The 16,306-nt window shown below is 62.3% G+C and carries 17 protein-coding genes; all 17 read left to right on the top strand.

Annotated elements, in window-relative coordinates; all coding sequences use genetic code 11:
• Positions 1–14 precede the first annotated feature (14 nt).
• The 17 genes from XI02_RS24475 to XI02_RS24395 all read left to right on the top strand — a co-directional run bounded on the left by XI02_RS24475 (position 15) and on the right by XI02_RS24395 (position 16,271).
• The gene (locus XI02_RS24475) at positions 15–434 is read left to right on the top strand and encodes a gp436 family protein (RefSeq protein ID WP_028340250.1); all 420 of its coding nucleotides are present in this window, start codon (positions 15–17) and stop codon (positions 432–434) included.
• Between the two features lie 20 nt (positions 435–454).
• Positions 455–904, top strand: coding sequence for a phage virion morphogenesis protein (locus XI02_RS24470; RefSeq protein ID WP_028340249.1), 450 nt, complete (start codon positions 455–457; stop codon positions 902–904).
• Positions 904–1,488 (top strand): hypothetical protein, encoded by a 585-nt coding sequence (locus XI02_RS24465; RefSeq protein WP_028340248.1) that lies wholly within the window; start codon positions 904–906, stop codon positions 1,486–1,488. Before XI02_RS24470 ends, XI02_RS24465 begins: the two co-directional genes overlap by 1 nt.
• A 35-nt stretch (positions 1,489–1,523) precedes the next feature.
• Positions 1,524–2,900 carry a hypothetical protein gene (locus XI02_RS24460; protein ID WP_028340247.1) on the top strand — a complete coding sequence of 459 codons (1,377 nt, stop codon included), beginning with the start codon at positions 1,524–1,526 and terminating at the stop codon, positions 2,898–2,900.
• A gap of 15 nt (positions 2,901–2,915) precedes the next feature.
• On the top strand, positions 2,916–3,134 hold the full coding sequence (locus XI02_RS24455; protein WP_028340246.1) for a hypothetical protein: 219 nt from the start codon (positions 2,916–2,918) through the stop codon (positions 3,132–3,134).
• The gene (locus tag XI02_RS24450) at positions 3,118–3,474 is read left to right on the top strand and encodes a GPW/gp25 family protein (protein ID WP_051447826.1); all 357 of its coding nucleotides are present in this window, start codon (positions 3,118–3,120) and stop codon (positions 3,472–3,474) included. Before XI02_RS24455 ends, XI02_RS24450 begins: the two co-directional genes overlap by 17 nt.
• A gap of 12 nt (positions 3,475–3,486) precedes the next feature.
• Positions 3,487–4,365: a baseplate J/gp47 family protein gene (locus tag XI02_RS24445; RefSeq protein ID WP_028340245.1), complete on the top strand. Its 879-nt coding sequence runs from the start codon at positions 3,487–3,489 to the stop codon at positions 4,363–4,365.
• 1 nt (position 4,366) lies between these two features.
• Positions 4,367–5,584 (top strand): phage tail protein I, encoded by a 1,218-nt coding sequence (locus tag XI02_RS24440; RefSeq protein WP_051447825.1) that lies wholly within the window; start codon positions 4,367–4,369, stop codon positions 5,582–5,584.
• 73 nt (positions 5,585–5,657) lie between these two features.
• Entirely contained in the window at positions 5,658–7,925 is a 2,268-nt protein-coding gene (locus tag XI02_RS24435) for a hypothetical protein (protein ID WP_028340244.1), read from the top strand.
• A gap of 12 nt (positions 7,926–7,937) precedes the next feature.
• Entirely contained in the window at positions 7,938–8,129 is a 192-nt protein-coding gene (locus tag XI02_RS24430) for a hypothetical protein (protein WP_028340243.1), read from the top strand.
• Positions 8,130–8,132: 3 nt separating this feature from the next.
• Positions 8,133–9,650 carry a pyocin knob domain-containing protein gene (locus XI02_RS24425; RefSeq protein WP_028340242.1) on the top strand — a complete coding sequence of 506 codons (1,518 nt, stop codon included), beginning with the start codon at positions 8,133–8,135 and terminating at the stop codon, positions 9,648–9,650.
• Positions 9,651–9,656: 6 nt separating this feature from the next.
• The gene (locus tag XI02_RS24420; protein ID WP_035631362.1) at positions 9,657–10,232 is read left to right on the top strand and encodes a hypothetical protein; all 576 of its coding nucleotides are present in this window, start codon (positions 9,657–9,659) and stop codon (positions 10,230–10,232) included.
• Between the two features lie 74 nt (positions 10,233–10,306).
• Positions 10,307–11,743: a phage tail sheath subtilisin-like domain-containing protein gene (locus XI02_RS24415; protein WP_051447824.1), complete on the top strand. Its 1,437-nt coding sequence runs from the start codon at positions 10,307–10,309 to the stop codon at positions 11,741–11,743.
• A gap of 92 nt (positions 11,744–11,835) precedes the next feature.
• Entirely contained in the window at positions 11,836–12,366 is a 531-nt protein-coding gene (locus XI02_RS24410; protein ID WP_028340241.1) for a phage major tail tube protein, read from the top strand.
• 79 nt (positions 12,367–12,445) lie between these two features.
• Entirely contained in the window at positions 12,446–12,721 is a 276-nt protein-coding gene (locus tag XI02_RS24405) for a phage tail assembly protein (protein WP_028340240.1), read from the top strand.
• Complete coding sequence (locus XI02_RS24400) at positions 12,682–12,882, top strand: hypothetical protein (protein ID WP_155258438.1); 201 nt, start codon at positions 12,682–12,684, stop codon at positions 12,880–12,882. Before XI02_RS24405 ends, XI02_RS24400 begins: the two co-directional genes overlap by 40 nt.
• Before the next feature lie 41 nt (positions 12,883–12,923).
• A complete protein-coding gene (locus tag XI02_RS24395) occupies positions 12,924–16,271 on the top strand; it encodes a phage tail tape measure protein (RefSeq protein ID WP_028340239.1) in 3,348 nt (1,115 codons plus the stop codon).
• Positions 16,272–16,306 lie beyond the last annotated feature (35 nt).

Genomic DNA, 16,306 nt, shown 5'->3' with positions numbered 1-16,306 from the left:
CGGCAGGAGTGGTCATGGGATACGCGACGAAGGAAGACATCGACGAGCTTTACGGCACCGATCTTCTCGTCAAGATCGCTGACTACGACCGTGACGGCACGCCAGACCCTCTCGTCGTTGACAAGGGGCTTCTGGCTGCCGACGAGATTTGCGACGCCTACCTGTCGGCCCAGTACACGATCCCGGTAGTTCCCACGCCCGGCGTGGTGAAGAACTGTGCGATCGACATCGCGGTCTATAAGATCGCGCTCGGCCGCGGCGGGCGTACGGATGAAATGCGGGTCCGATACGAGGACGCGCTGGCGCTGCTTGAGAAGATTTCGACCGGCAAGGTCGGCCTCGGGCTGCCGCCGGAGACTGACCCGGAGACCGGAGAGACGACGAACCCGAACGTGAAGCGTTCTGGAGGGTCGTTCGACTGCGGTAGGGCGTAATGCCCAGCTTTAGCGTCAGGATGAATGCTGAGTCTCTGGCTCAGCTGAACAAGCGGATCACGAAGCTCCTCCAGGATGCGGAGCACATGGAGCCGGTGTGGCAACAGGCCGCCGAGTATATGGTCCGCTCGACGCAGAACCGCATCAACAAGACCCAGACCAGCCCCTCCGGAGAGAGGTGGGCAGGTCTCGCGGCGCTCACGATCAAGCTGAAGGGCACCGACTGGCCGCTGTATGCGACCGGCAAGCTCGTCGGTGGCATCCACACTGGCGACGTCGACAACCACGGCTTCCAGGTCGTCTCCGACGCCAAGTATAGCTCGTACGTGCAGGACGGCGTGAAGAACAGCCGCGGCAAGTACAAGAAGAAGACGACGCCGCACTCACCAGCTCGCCCGTTCATGGGCTTTTCCGCTGAGAACGCGCGGCGCATCAGCAAGATGATCCGCGATCACCTGAAGGCAACCTAATGAGCGCGATCGTCAACTTCCGAAACAACATCATCGAGGCCATCAAGGCAGCGGCGCCTGAGATCCAGAACGTCGACTGGTACGATGGCCTCTTTGATGAGAAAGACATTGCAGACTGGACGCTGAAGACGCCTTGCGCTCGCGTCGCAGTCATGAATGTCCCGACCGAACATCACTCGACCGGCGAGCTGAACGCTTGCCTCCGCGTGGTTGTCGTCATCATCGACGAGAACCGCTACGTCCAGTTGGACGGGGACGCGGACGCCTGGGATTTGGTCGAGAAGATCGCCATCATGGCGAACCTGAATACCTTCGGCGACCCCAACGCGGCGCCCGCCACGAAGGTCATTTTCAAACGCATCAGCCAGCCAGAGCTGCGACGAGAAGGCATCGCCGTCGGTATCGTTGAGTGGACCAGCGACTTGATGATCGGTGTCAACCGGTCGGTCGAGCGCTCGTATTTCTTCCTCAACGGAGAACGGATCAACAAGGTGCCCCGCAGCCGCGTCACGGCGCTCGGCCAGATCAACCTGGCAAGCGGCGCCCACGCCGAAGAGACGCTGGACATCACCCCAGAGGACTAACCGCCATGCGCGCTCTACACGCTATGGAGCGGCGAATGCAGGATCTTGAGCGCAAGATCCAAGGCAAGGAGCGGCTCGGCAAGATCGTCGACGTCAAGTTCGAGAAGCAGCGCTGGTACGTCAAGCTCAACGATGGGCAGGACGACACCCCAAGCGGCTCGGGCGGCAAGCGCGGCGACACCGTCAAGAGCGACTGGCAGCCGTGGAAGAGCTTCTCCCACGGCACGATCAAGTCGTCGGTCCCTCCGAAGAAGGGCCAGTACGCGCTGCTCCGCGGCGTCAACGGCATGATGGAGCTGGCGACCGCCGAGCCTTACCACTACGGGCCCGAAACCCCGTCGCCCCACGACAAGCCGGATGAAGTCGTCCATCTGGTCGAGGACGAAGAGGATCAGAAGAACGGTGGCCAACAGGGCGGCTCATTCGGCGGTGCCGGCGGCGCATCTGCTGACGGCGGCCAACAGGGCGGCAACGACAAGTACAGCACCTGGCAGCGGGTCACGAAGAACCTGCACCACCTGATCATCCAGAAGAAGGGCGCCAACATGGACGCCATGGGTGATCTCGGCGGCCTCGCTGGAATGGCCGGTCTCAACGGCCTGGACATGTCGAACTTCACCAGCGCGATCGGCAACCTCGGTAACATGGGCGGCCTCGCCAACCTGAACCTCGCCAACGTCGGCGACTTCGGCCAGATCAGCAGCCTGATCAATATCAGCAACATGTCGGGCTTCGCCAATCTCGGCCAGCTCGCTCAGCTGCAGGGCCTGACGAACCTGACCTCGGTCGGCAACATCGTCCAGACCGTCCAGACAGTGCTCAACGGCGGCAGCCTTCAGGCTCCGGGTGGAGCAGCTGGCGCTGACGGGCAGGGCGCCGGCCAGAAGCAGCAAGCCTCTCGCAAGATCCCGCAGGTCGAGGAGCAAGGTCATTCCGACACCACGCAGGTGCTGACGGACCAGGAAAAGATCGTCAAGACGGTTGGCGACAAGAAGTCCTACTACCGGCAGGACGAGGACAAGGTCCACCTCCGCTACGGCGATGACGGCGAAAAGGCCGACGTCGTCATGGACAAGGATCAGGTCAAGATCCAGTTCAAGGACAAGACCGCCGTCATCAAGTGGACCGAGAAAGACCTGAACGTTTCGTTCGGTGAGGACAAGGCGAACATCAAGCTCGATGACTCCTCGATCGTCGTCAGCCAGGGCAAGGACAAGACCAAGGTAACGATCCAGGAAAGCTACGTCGAAGTGAAGGGCGCCTCTGAGTGCTCCTGCGGCGTGGATGGACGCTGGGTCTACATCAACGGCGGCCGAGTCAATCTCGGCGTCACCGGCCCGAAGGAGATGGCCGACAAACGAGTGATGACCGAGTCCGGTCCCTCGCAGGTCGTCTGGGCCAAGATTGCGTAACAAGGAACAAGAACAATGCCGCAATACACCGTCGACAAGGAAATCTGGCTGGGCGGGCTGAAGCAGCCCGTTGGCAAGGTCGTGACGCTCACGGAAGGGCAGGCCAAATATCTCGGTCACGCCCTGACCAAGGTCGAGGATAAGCCGGCTCCGGCCGCTCCCGCCAAGAAGGCAAAGACTGCTGCTGCCGGCGCAGTCGTGACGGAGGCTCCTGCGAATGGCGCTGGCAACTGAGCATCTGATCGATATCGACCGGAAGACGGGCGAATACGTTCAGGGCTGGCCACGCATTAAGCAGTCCATCGAGTGCATCCTCACCACCCGCATCGGCGTTCGACTGATGCGCCTGTGGTGGGGATCGAAATTCGTCGACATGCAGGACAAGCCGGGAAATGAGGAAACCCTCATGACCGGAATGATGGCGGCGATCTCCGCCATCAACACCTACGAACCGGAGTTCAAGGTTTCCCGTGTGTCGATCGACGCGTTCGACTCGACCGGCGACATCACCATCACCGTTGAGGGCGTCGACCTTATCGACGCGCAGCTCAAGAGAACAAAAACAACAATCTAAGGCGAGGGCCTGATGCCGAACTACGAGTCACCCGCGCTTTACATCGACTTCGCGCGGCTGCCGCCGCCCGACGTCATCGAGACCATCGACTTCGAGGTGCTGCTCAAGCGGTACCAGGACGACGTGCTCTCCAAGAACGACAAGCTCGCGGCTGCTCTGAAGCTTGAGCAGTCGCCGACCAACATTGTCCTGGAGGCGGAAGCCTACGGCGAAATGCTGGTGCGAACCCGCATCAACTCGGCGGCTCGCGCCGTCATGCTGGCCTTCTCTAAGGGCCGCGATCTCGACAACTTGGCTGCATTCTTCGGCGTCGAGCGCGCTGCCGGCGAAACGGACGAAAGCCTGCGCCGCCGAGCCCAGCTCGCGCCCGAGGCATTCTCGACCGCCGGCTCCGAAGGCGCCTACATCTTCCAGGCGCTTACCGCTGACCCGACCAACGTCCGGGACGCCACCGCGGTGAAGATGGACGACAGGGGCAGGGTGAAGATCACCGTCATGGCACGCGGATCCAATCCGGTGCCGACCACGGCGACCATCCTACTGGTCCGCGATCGTATCAATTCGAAGGGCATTCGGCCGCTCACCGACGTGGTCAGCGTCGTGCCGGTCAGGCCGATCACCACTCAGATCGTCGCAAACATCTGGCTCTATCCGGGTCCGGACGCTTCGCTGGTGATGGCCGATATCGGCAAGGCGCTGCAGAAGGTCCGCGACAACGTTTCGCTGATCGGCCGAGACCTCACCAGGTCCGCGATCATCTCCGCCCTCAACCAGGAGGGCGTCCAGTCGGTCGATCTTATCTCGCCGGCAGAGAACGTCGTAGCCGGCACCGACCAGTGCGTCATCATCGAAAGCGCCGCGATCACGCCGCAGCAGCTCAGGGTGGAGTAACATGGCGAAGTATCCGAAGCGCCTGATGGACCACATCCTGGCGCCGAACGCGACCGAATACGAGCGGACGCTGGCTTCGCAGGTCGATCGCCTCCTGGATCTGAACATTCCGATCCGGCTTCTCTGGAACCCGTGGGAATGTCCCGAGAACCTCCTGCCTTATCTGGCGTGGGCTCTCTCGGTCGATCTCTGGGACTCGAGCTGGCCGGTCACCAAGCGACGCAGCGTCGTCGCCAACGCCATCAAGCACCACCGCCTGAAGGGCACGCTGAAGGGCATCGAGACGTATCTCGATCTCATCGACAGCAAACTCCTGAAGTCGCAGACGCCTCCGAGCACGCTGTTCTCCGGTCCATCGCTGACCAAGGAGCAGCGCGAGTCCTGGCTGCAAAAGCTGCCGCAGGTCCGAACCTGGCAGGAATGGGAGAACGCCACCGCTGACTATCGCATGTTCATGGGCGGCGGGCGGGCGCATCGCTTCCTGAACGGCAAGTTTCCGTATCCCAACCGAGCTGCAGAGCGAACCGCTCGCCGCGCTCGATGGGTTGTCAACGGTACTGAGACCGACACCAAGGTCCAGAACTACGGAAGCTACTTCCGTCTCTTCATCAAGGCCCAGCTGCCTTACTCGGTCTTCTGCAACACGCCCTTCAATCTGAAGCGCAAGTTTCCGATCCCGTCGACCGCCTACAAGCGGATCGTCTCGATCGAGCCGATCATGAAGGCGCCCTGGCGCAGCTCGATCAGCCCTCAGCTGGAGCCGGTGCAGGCGCAGCCGGACCTGGTCGTCCAGGCCGGGCACGAAAGCGGAAACGCCGTCTTCTCGAATCGGGTGAACTTCCACAAGTTCTATGTCCCGTCTCGGGCTGGCTACCGTCTCTACATGCGCTACCCGGTCTACGACGCATCGGTCGAATATCCGGCGAAGCGGCGCTCGATCCAGTTCATGGGCGTGGGGCGATATGGCGTCAAGCCGAAGACTGCTGAGCTGAAGGTCTCCATGCCGTCGAAGTGGAGCAGGTTCAAGGCCCGCATCAACGAGCCCTTCGTACCGCGCTCCCGCTTCTGGACGCCGCATGACGGCACGCAGATGCTGAAGAACCGGAAGGCGGTCTCCGCCGCCAAGCGCCTGTCTGACCAGATCCTGCTCGACACCAACACCAAGCCAGGCTTTATCGCCGGCCTGCCGCGTTGGGCTGGCGATAGCATCGTCATCTGATTCCAACCATTGCACATGAGCCCATTGTCCGAGTGGACAGTGGGCTTTTTCGTGCGTCAACAAGAGGCCCTCAATGGACCGCAAAGTTATCTTTCGCGACTATCAGGAACAGGTCGCGACCGACCACAACAATCTGCAGGAATATGCCCAGCAGGCGATGGACAACATCGTTGCGGACGGCATCAGCGCATCCCGGAAGTTTTCGGGCCTGATGGTGACCAAGACCGGCCAGGTCGAAGTCACGGTTGGCGCCGGCCGGGTCTACGACTTGGGCGCCGTCTATGGTCGCCGTGCCGTCCTGACGCAGTCCGTGGCCACCTATGTGGCCGCCGCAGCTCGCCGCATCGTCACCGTTTCGGCCTATGGCCAGGAAGCGGAGACGGACATCCAGACCCGCGATTATCTGACCGACGTCGACACCGGCACGGTCGAGCCCCGCGCTGTGTCGATGACCGAGTCCCGCGATGCTCAGCTGGTCTTCACGGCCGGCGCTGAAGCCGCTGACCCGGTTCCTCCGGCGGTGCCCGCGACCCACGTCGTGATCGCCCACATCACGCTGGACACCACGCAGATCATCTCGATCGACATGCAGGATCAGAACGCGGTCGTCTCGACCGACGCTCTCGACATCCGCACCGACCTGCTGGAGACCTTCCGCGGCATCATCGAGCCGCGAGTGACCTCGCTGGCATCGGACTTGGCCGACCTCGCGAACCGCGTAAAGGGCCTGGCTGACCAGTCGGATCTCTCCCGGGTCTACCTGGACCTGGCGCGCGTGAAGGAGAGCCTGCGTTATCCGGACGACGCTTCCGGCTTCGACGCCGACTTCTTCCTGATGCCGAACAAGTCGGACTACAACAACACGCTGTTGCTCGGCTACGACGCAAAGGTCGAAGAGGGCATCCGGTTCAACGACGCCAACAAGAACCAGTTCGAAATCTCGCTGTTCTCGGCGAACGATCCGAACGCGTCTCTGGCCGGCGGCTACTTGATGCCGAAGTACAGCAACATCCTGAAGATCCAGACGGGCCCCTACACCTCGTCGCTCGGCATCTCGCAGTACGGCTATCAGGTGCATTCGATGCAGGTCGGCTACATGGCCCGTTCGCGTGTCCGGTACGGCGGCAGTTACACGGTCTGCACCAACGGCAACAACTTCAGCACCCCGGGTCAAGCGGTCGATACCACCAACCTGTACGACTTCAACACCACGGGCTTCACGACGGTTCAGAACAACGGCGCGTCGTGGGATCATCCCTACGCCTGGCAGCGCACGGACTACTACTGGATCGACACCTGGCAAGAGCCGTTCATGTACGAGGTCACCACTGACCTCTCGATCACGGGCGCGCAGGTTGCTCAGACCTTCCTGGTCTCGAACGACATCATCGCGACCCAGCTCGGCTTCTACATCACGGCCAAGGCCGCGAATGAAGACATACACCTCGCGCTCTGCGAAGTGACCGCTGGTATGCCCGACCTGTCCAAGGTCTGCCTGAAGACGACCTACCCGCAGGCCCAGATCGGCACGGGTTGGAACATCTGCCCGATCCAGCCGACCTTCCTCGGGAAGGGCAAGCGTTACGCGCTCGTGTTCATCTCGAACGCGAACCACCAGATCGGCATGACCTCCGGTCAGAACTATCTGGACGGCACGTTCTTCTACTCGACGGACGGCATCTACTACATGGGCGACCTGACCAAGGACATGATGATCCAGGTCTACGGCGCTCAGTTCGCTTCGGCTCAGGTCGCGATCGAGTTCGCTCCGATCAACCTGGACGGCGGCTTCCGGGATATCGACATCCTGGCTGAGCAGTGGGTTCCGGGTTCGTGCCAGCTCGTCTACGAGATGCGGCCGAACGGCACCGGTCAGTGGCAGCCGCTGATCGCGGACAACGCCGGCATCCTCGCCGTCGCTCCGCCGCTGGCGCAGTTCAGGGCTCGGTTCATCGGCACTCAGGACATGATGCCGATCCTGCATCTGACGGGTTCGCGCGTGACGGTCTCGCGGCCGAAGACGGTCTTCAAGCACGTCTCGACCAAGCTGACCGTGCCGGCGATGGCAAACGCCGCGAACAACCTGACGTTCGTGAACCTGCTCGAAATGTTCGATCCGACGCCGCACACCTACGGCATCTCGGTTCGGGTCGGCTCGACGGATTACACGCCGAACGCGACCGTCACCGAGCTGAAGGACTCGAAAGCGAAGCGCTACCAGAAGACTTACACGTTCAGTCTCCCGGCCGGCACCACGCAGTTCACGATCGTCCAGACCGGAACGACCAACTCTCCGCAGGTCACGTACCACGTCGCCGAGCGGGTCTTCTACACCAAGTAAGGAATCCACTTCATGGCAGACAATGAAAACGGGGCCGCTCCGGCGGCTCCGAGCATCGACCCGAACAAGAGCTATCGCCTGACGCTCGCTCGGGCCGTCGAAATCGCTCCCAAGATCTGGGCGCGTCCCGGCAGCGACGTGGTCGTCAAGGGTTCGCTGATCGCCGACTACGGCGATGCGGTCACCAGCTACGAAGAGGTCTAAGACGTGGCTCGCCGGTATGATCAGTACTACCGGGTAAAGCCGAGGGATAACCTCGGCGACCCCGAATATTGGAACCGGCGTTTCGATGACATCGATCGCCGCGTTTCTTCGAACGAGGAAGAACTCGATGCCATCGACGGTCTGACCGCCTACATTGAGGGCCTCGCTCTCAATCGGTTGGACCTGGTCTTGGCGCCAGCGCTCGACAAGATCGCGCTGGTGTCGGAGCAGGGCTTCTTGCTCGCTCACTCCAATTCACAGGTGACGCTGGACGTGAACACCACCCAGGTGTTTGCGATCCCGGATCTGGCGGAGCGCGAGCTGTTCGCGCCGTCGCCGTTCGTCACCATCGCCCGCAAGGGCAGCATGACCGACTTCGCCTTCGCCGAGCTGGTCGCTTGGGATAGGAATTCCGGGCAACTGACGGTGCGACCGCGGGCAATCTTCGGAAATCCCGGCCCATTCATCGACTGGGTAATTTACGTCGGCACCGCTATCCAAGAGGCGGTCATGGACACCCTCGCGAAGTGCGAGGCGGCCCGTGATCTGGCGCTCCAGTACAAGGCAAATGCGGATGCCGACGCTGCTGCAACGGCAGCCGATCGGGCGGCTATCGGTCTGATGAAGGGTGATACCCTTGCGGCTCGCGATGCGGCTCAGTCGTATGCAGCTGCTGCCCAGACCTGGGATCCTTCGCTCTTCTATTCGAAGGTGACAGTCGATGCGACGTTTGTCGCGTTCGGCAAAGCGCAGGGCCTCAGTGCTGCTCAGCAGGATCAGGCACGCAAGAACATCGGTGTTCTTCAGACGCAGCCGATCGCCGTTGGGACGGACTTCAATTCCATCCTCGCTCCGGGCACCTACTACAACACCGTCCCCAACAACCCCAACGCCCCCGCTGCGGGGTACTGGTACCTCAGCGTCGAGTCCTACGGGAGCAACCCGACGCACTACGCGCTTCAGCGGGCGGTTCAGCTCGACACGAACACCGCAGTCGTCATGTATGTTCGCGTCTTCGCGAATGACATCTGGACGCCGTGGCGCAAGGTCATGCTGGGGGTCAACAACCTCGCGGACGTTGAAAACGCCGCACAGGCGCGAGCGAACATCGGGGCCCAGGCGAACCTCGGCTACACGCCGGCAAACCTGGCTGGCTCTGCGTTCTCTGGCAACATCTCGGCCCCCGCCGTCATCGCGACCGGCAATGCGTGGGCCTATGGCGGCGTCCTTTATCTCAACTCGGGTGGCACCGGATATCTCCAGTACATGGGCGGAGCTGCTTACTACCTCGGTAGCGCCGGCTACATCTGGCACGCGGGCAACGTCAACCCGGTGGTCAGCATGCGAACCGTTTATGCTGGCGATTGGAGTCCAGGTTGGGGCGGAGGACTGGAAGAGCCCTATGGCGGGAATGCGGTCGTTACCGGCGTAACCGGGAACAGCGGCTATACGGCTGCTCGATATCGATACATCCAGTATCAAGTCGCCTCCGGATCCTGGTACAACCTCAACGTGGCATAAGCTGACATGAACATCATCAACCACGGCACTTGGACGCGATACGAGCCTGACCCGTATCCCGCCGATCTCCCGCCCGGGGTCATCTTCGCGAAGAACGATGCCACGGGGCAGGATTGGTACGACGCTCTCTATGGAGAGACGCCGCTCTGCGCCGCCGACAGCGTCAAGGTCACCGCGACGAAAGAGGCGGATGGATCGTGGCGCCTCCAGGCAGCGAACAAGGACGCGACGAAGGTGTTTCCGATCGGCGGCCTCTTGCTCGAAATCACCGGCTACACCGGAGCCGACCCTCAGGCTGACTTCGGTCAGAAGAGGTACGACCCAGCATCCAATGCGATCGGGGCGTTTCCCGCGCGTGCCCGCTCGGCGTCGCCGCGGCAGATCAGGCTGGCGATCAACCAGTTCGGCTTGCGTACGCAGGTCGAAGACTGGGTCAAGACCCAGGACCAGGACACCCAGGACAACTGGAACTACGCGACAGAATTTGTCGAGGACAATCCGCTGATCGTCGCCTGCGTGGCCGCCGTTGGAAAGACGGAGGCCGAGAAGACGGCGCTCTTCGACTTGGCGCTGACGTTCTAGCCGACCGACCAACACCAACAACACCCAAGCCAGGCCGCTCCCTAACCGGGGCGGCCTTTTCTTTTGGAGAACCCATGACTGTTCAATACCTCCACGGCCTCGAGACGATCGAACTCGACAGCCCTTCCGGCCCGGTTGAGACCGTCAAGTCGAACGTGATCGGCTTGGTCGGCACGGCGCCGGACGCTGACCCGGATATCTTCCCGCTCAACACTCCGGTGCCGGTGTTCGCCGACGCACTGAAGGCGGGTCAGCTGAAGTCCACCGGCACGCTGCTCGACGCGGTCGACGCCATCTACAGCCAGAAGTCGGCTGTGATCGTGGTGACCCGTGTCGCCGAGGGCGAGACCCAGGAAGAGAGCTGGTCGAGCGCGGTCGGTTCGCCGTCCGGCAAGACCGGCATCTGGTCGCTGCTCAAGGCTCGCCCGATGCTCCGCGTCGTGCCGAAGCTGCTCGTCGCTCCGGGTCTGACCGGCGGTCGCCCGACCAACGGCGTCAAGAACCTCGTGATCGGCGACCAGGGCAGCAACTACGTGCTCGCCACCACGAACATCACCATCCAGACTCCCCCGACTGGCGGTCGCCAGGCGAAGGCGGTGGCGCAGGTGGTCGGCGGAAAGCTGACCGGCGCGATCATCACCGACCCGGGCTACGGCTACACCGACATCCCGACCGTGACCATCACGGGCGCAGGCGCGGGGGCTTCGGTCACCGCAACGCTGGGGCACGTCGCCAACCCGGTCGGCGTCGCCTTCGCCTCGATCGTCGACCGCCTGCGTGCGGTGGCGTTCCTCGACGGCCCCGGCACCTCGTATGAGGACGCGGTCGAGTACCGGCAGGACTACGGCAGCCAGCGCATCTCGATCATCGATCCGGGTGTTCTGAGCTGGGATACCGAGAACTCCGTCTACGTGCAGAAGCCTGCCTCGGCCTACGCGGCCGGCATCCAGGCCCGCGTCGATGAAGAGAGGGGCTTCTGGTACACGTTCTCGAACGAGCTGATCCAGAACATCGGCGGCCCGTCGCGCCCGGTCGACTTCATGCCGAACGATCGTGACTGCGAAGCGAACATGCTCAACGCGGCCCAGGTGACGACCGTCATCCACGACGACGGCTTCCGCTTCTGGGGTGTGCGTGGCACCGGCACCGACCCGCTCTGGGCGCACCTCTCGGTCCGCCGCACCGCGGACATGGTGTACGAGAGCCTGGAGCGCGCCGAGCGCAGCCGCATGGATAAGCCGTTCAGCCTCCAGCTGCTCGCCGACATCCAGCTCGACGTCAACTCCTACCTCCGACTGCTCCGCTCCCGCGGCGCGCTGATCGGCGGCAAGTGCTGGATCGACGCCAACATCAACACCCCGGCGACCTTCGCTGCAGGCGAGCTGTCGGTCGACTTCGATCTCGAACCGCCGGCGCTCCTGGAGCACCTGCAGTTCCGCGCTCGGCGCAACCCGCAGTACTACGTCGACTTCATCGAAGAGTTCAATCGGTCGGTCGCCACCAACGGCTAAGGCGTAGCACTCCAACAACAACCCAAGAAGAGCCAACCGAGCCGCTCGATCCCTCGTGGATCGGGCGCGCTTCGGCGTGGCCGGAGAGATAAATGACCACGAGCAATCTTCGCGACTCCAACATTCTCCAGGACTTCACCGTCTGGATCGACGGCGTCGGCAAGATCGGCGAAGCGCCGAACTTCCAGCCGCCCGAGATCAACATCGCCGTGGAAGAGTTTCGCGGCGGCGGCATGGACGGCACCGTCGAAATTCCCTTCGGCATCGAAAAGATCGAGTTCGATTTCACCCTCCATACCTGGGACGAACAGATCTGGACGAAGCTGGGCTACGGCCCGGGTTCGCTCGACGTGCCGATCACGTTCCGCGGCTACCTGCTCACCCCGGGCGGCGGCGACAAGGGCGTGGTGATCACCACGCTGTGTCTGGTGAAGGCGATCAAGACGGGCAAGGCGGAAGCCGGCAAGAAGGTCGAAATGACCATCAACGTCTGCGCCAACTACTACCAGCACAACATCGACGGCAATGTCGTCGCTGAAATCGACGTCTTCAACAAGGTCACCATGATCGGTGGCGTCGACAAGAGCGCGAACGCGCGCCGGATCCTCGGCTTCACCTCCTAAGGCTCAGCCAGGCTCCCAACTCAGGCCCCGTCATTCGGCGGGGCCTTTTCTTTTTCCCCAGCAATAGGTGTGCAAACCAATGGCAAACGAAATCAAGCAGGAAACCTTCAACCTCTCCCATCCCTTCGAGTACCGCGGCGCGACGTACGTCGAGATGAAGGCTCGCCGCCCGAAGGTGCGCGACCTCCGCAACTTCATCAAGAACATGGAGAAGGACGCCATCGCCGCGATGGAGAAGGTGCTCGCCGATCTCTGCGAGGTCGACGAGAAGGTGATCTCCGAGATCGACGTCGAGGACTTCGCTCCGATGAAGAAGTGGTTCGAGGATTTTTTGAAGCCCATGGCGAGCGAATAGCCCGCATCATCCAAGACGCATTCCCGGTCTTCGAGCGTTTCCACTGGACGCTCGAAACCGTGGATCGAATGGACTTCGACGACTTCATCCTCGTCGCTGACGGCGTCCAAGCACTGAACCAACGAGACGCCGAAGCAATCAAAGCTGCCCAGGGCAAATAGCGCCCTGGGTTTTTTCTTTTGCGCATAGCCAGGGAGCTGCAATGGCCGACGAACACATGAAGATGATTGCCGAGCTGGAGTTTCGCTCCAGCGGCTCGGCGACCATCGCAGCTCTCCAGGCGAAGATTAAGGCTCTCAAGGAGCAGATCAACAAGAGCTTCGCGAAGAATGCCATAACGACGCCGATCGTGTCGCCCCAGCTGATGAGGGACCTGCAGGGGACCGGCAAGGCCATCAACGGCCTGACCAAGAAGTACGTCGACATGGCCAAGGAAGCTCGCGAACTGGGCCAGATGAATGCGCGTGTCTACAAGGGCATGCAGCGAGACATTCAGGCGCACGCGCGAGCTTGGCAGAAGGCGACGGGCTCCCAGAAGGACGACCTCGCCAAGTCGCTGAAGGAAAAGATCAAGTATCACCAGGCTTATCGCTCGGTCTACAACAAGGAAAACCAGCGCGTCCTGGGCATGACGGCGTCTCTGCACAAGGCAGAGACCGATCTGCATCTAGCCCAGTGGCGTAATCGGGACCGCATCGATCGGCAGCAGCGAGCTGCAGCGCTTCGATCTCGCGCCGCGTTTGCGGCATCCATGCGCACCGTCGCAGGATCTGTCCGCAGCGGCAGCTTCCAGGCCGGCCTCATCGGCGGCGGCTTGATGTATGGCACCGGCCGCGCCGTCAGTTCGGCGATCCGATCGGCCACCGACATGGATCGTGCGGAAGCCAACGCCCGCATCAACATGGACGAGAAGGATATCCCCGGCGGCTTCGCCGGCCTTCGTGAGCGCATTCTGCCGAAGTCCGTTCAGCTCGGTCAGGACCCGGCGCGGTTCATGCAGACCGTCGTTGAGGCCGCCAAGGCCGGCGTTCCGGAAAGGATGTCGGAACAGACGGGCGAGATGGTCACCATGCTCGCCAAGACCTTCGGTGTCGAAGCGGACCAGGCCATGGACGGCATGGGCTATGCGATCGCGCAGGAATTTGGTGCCGGCCGATTGAAGGACATCAAGGGTGTCCGTCGTCTCGGCAACATCGCCGCGTTCCTGGCTGCAAAGACCGCCGCTCGTCCCGACCAGATGTTCTCGTTCCTCCGCACCGGTATGGGTTCCGGCGCGCTGCTGGGCATGAACCAGCAGTCGACTCTGGCGTTCGGCGCCTCGGCCATCCAGGCCGGTGCTCAGGGCCAGCAGGCCGCTCGATTCCTCGGCAGCCTCGGTGAAACGCTCGCCGAACTGACGATGGAAGCGAACGCCATCACCAAGAAACACCATCGGTCCGAGAAGGACCGGCTGTTCATGAGCCTCCCCGGGCAGCTGGGGTATGGCTCGTACGGCGAGATCGAGCAGAAGCTCAAGAAGGACCCCAACAAGGGTATCTTCGACCTGATCAGCTCGTTCCAGAAGATCAAGGCGCCGCTCGATCGGCAGAAGGCGATGTCGGCAATGTTCGGCGCCGACTTCGGTCGGTTCCTGGCGAACATGATCGCATCTCCCGAGATGCTCAAGCGAACGAAGGAGCTGGCAGAGCAGGCGGCAAACCAGACGGAAGGCAACGACTTCATCAGCGAAGCGTGGGGTGAGTACAGCAAGAGCCTCGAGTTCTTGATGGGCCGCATCAGCGCCACCTGGAAGGTCATCAAGACCGAGCTGGGATCCACTTTCAAGCCGTTCGTCGAACAGCTCAGCCAGTACGTCTCTGACTGGTACGACGCAGTCAAGACCGGAGGCATGAAGGACAAGCTCACCGCAGTCCTGAACGGACTGACGGAAGGCTTCCTCGGTAAACCTGGCACGTTCCGCGACCTGCTCGAGTCGATGTTCGGCAAGCCCGGCGAGGGCGGTATCGGAAAGACCGAGACCTACTTCAAGTTTGCTCGTGGCTTCGCCACCGGTCTGCGAGAAGTCGGGGAAATGATCTCCAACGTCATGTCGAAGGTGTCCAGCTACTTCGGCGCCAACGGCGACGCGGAGGCGATGGGTCGCTTCACTGCTAAGATCATCGCTCTGGTCGGCGCGCTCGTGATCCTCGGCCCGGTCATCTCTGTCCTATCCTCGTTCGTGACTCTGGTTGGCGCTCTGGCGGCCATCTTCGGCTCACCGGCACTGGCTGCCGGCGTCGCAACTGCGCTCCAGAACTCCGGCGTCAACAAGTCGAGGATCAGGGAGAAGGGCGAGTCCTACGAGTCCTGGCAGAAGCGGATCGCCGACGACAAGAAGAGCCGCTATCACCTGCAGTCCGGTTGGGGCTTCAACCCGGCCGACGTCCACCCGATGAACTACCTGGGTGACAAGCTCGACAAGTTCGGCGGCAAGATCGAACGAGCTTCGCTCATGAGCACCGACTTCAGCGCCATGCGGCGCGGTGGCGGTCTCGGCTACGCCTACGAAGGTGCCGGCTCCTCTTTGGCTGGCGGCGGAGGTGGCAGCGGCACGCGCCTGCTCAATGGCGTCGGCACTCCCGACGCCCTGATCAAGAACGTCACGCCGGGCGGCTCGCTCCCAAACTTCGGTGTTGGGACGGGCGGCATCATCGGTCGTGGAAGGGTTAGCTCCGGTGTCGGCAGTGCTCCAGATGTTGGGACCAGCGTCCCCGCTGGCGGCCCGGCTGACATGAGCGTTGGCCAAGGCTTGGGTGGAAACGCCTTCCTCGCTGCTCGACGCGCTCGCTTCGAGCAGGAGCTGAAGGACGATCCGACCCTGAGAATGCACCTCGCTGCAATGCAGGCGACCGAGGGCGCGAGCAGGGGCGGTACGATCGAAAGCCTCATGAACCGTGCGGACATGCAGGGCAAGACCATGCGTCAGATGCTCGGCTACAGCGCCGATGGCCGGATCAACCCGAGGAGCTTCTACGGTCCCATCCGTCGAGGCGAACTTGGGCCGACGATCGAGCGACTGAAGCGCAATCCGAAGGAGTTCGCCAAGTACGACGCGCTCACGAACCGCGCGCTCGCCGGCAGCCACATCATCGGTGGTCACACCGACCAAGGCTTGCCGACCGATCCCAACGGGTCGGCGCGAACCGGCATCCCCGGGCTCAGACTCAGGGATCCGAAGACCGGCAGGCTGGACGGCAACGAGTTCACCGACTGGGTCGGTCCTGGCTCAGCCTACGGCAAGGGTCGCCAAGGCGCGATCAACTATCGCAGGTTCATCGAGCAGCACATCAACGATGTGCCGTCGCCGGCCGATGCGATCAAGAACGTTCCTGCGGCTCCGCAGTCTGGCGTCCCGATGAGGGGCGACTTTGGCGGCAGCGGCCGGGGTAGCGTCGCGATCCACATCAACGGCAACAGCCACGATCCGGAAGCTCTCGCAACGCTGGTCCAGCGCCGCGTCGACGAGCAGATGAACTGGCGGACCCACGACACGGACTCCGAATACACCTAACGCGAATAGCTCGGCCCTACGGGGCCGGGCTCTCC

The sequence above is a fragment of the Bradyrhizobium sp. CCBAU 21365 genome, assembly GCF_015291305.1.
Classification (GTDB): Bacteria; Pseudomonadota; Alphaproteobacteria; order Rhizobiales; family Xanthobacteraceae; genus Bradyrhizobium; species Bradyrhizobium elkanii.
The sequence above is the reverse complement of the archived record's forward strand: the minus strand, read 5'-3'. Positions and strand labels throughout refer to the sequence as shown.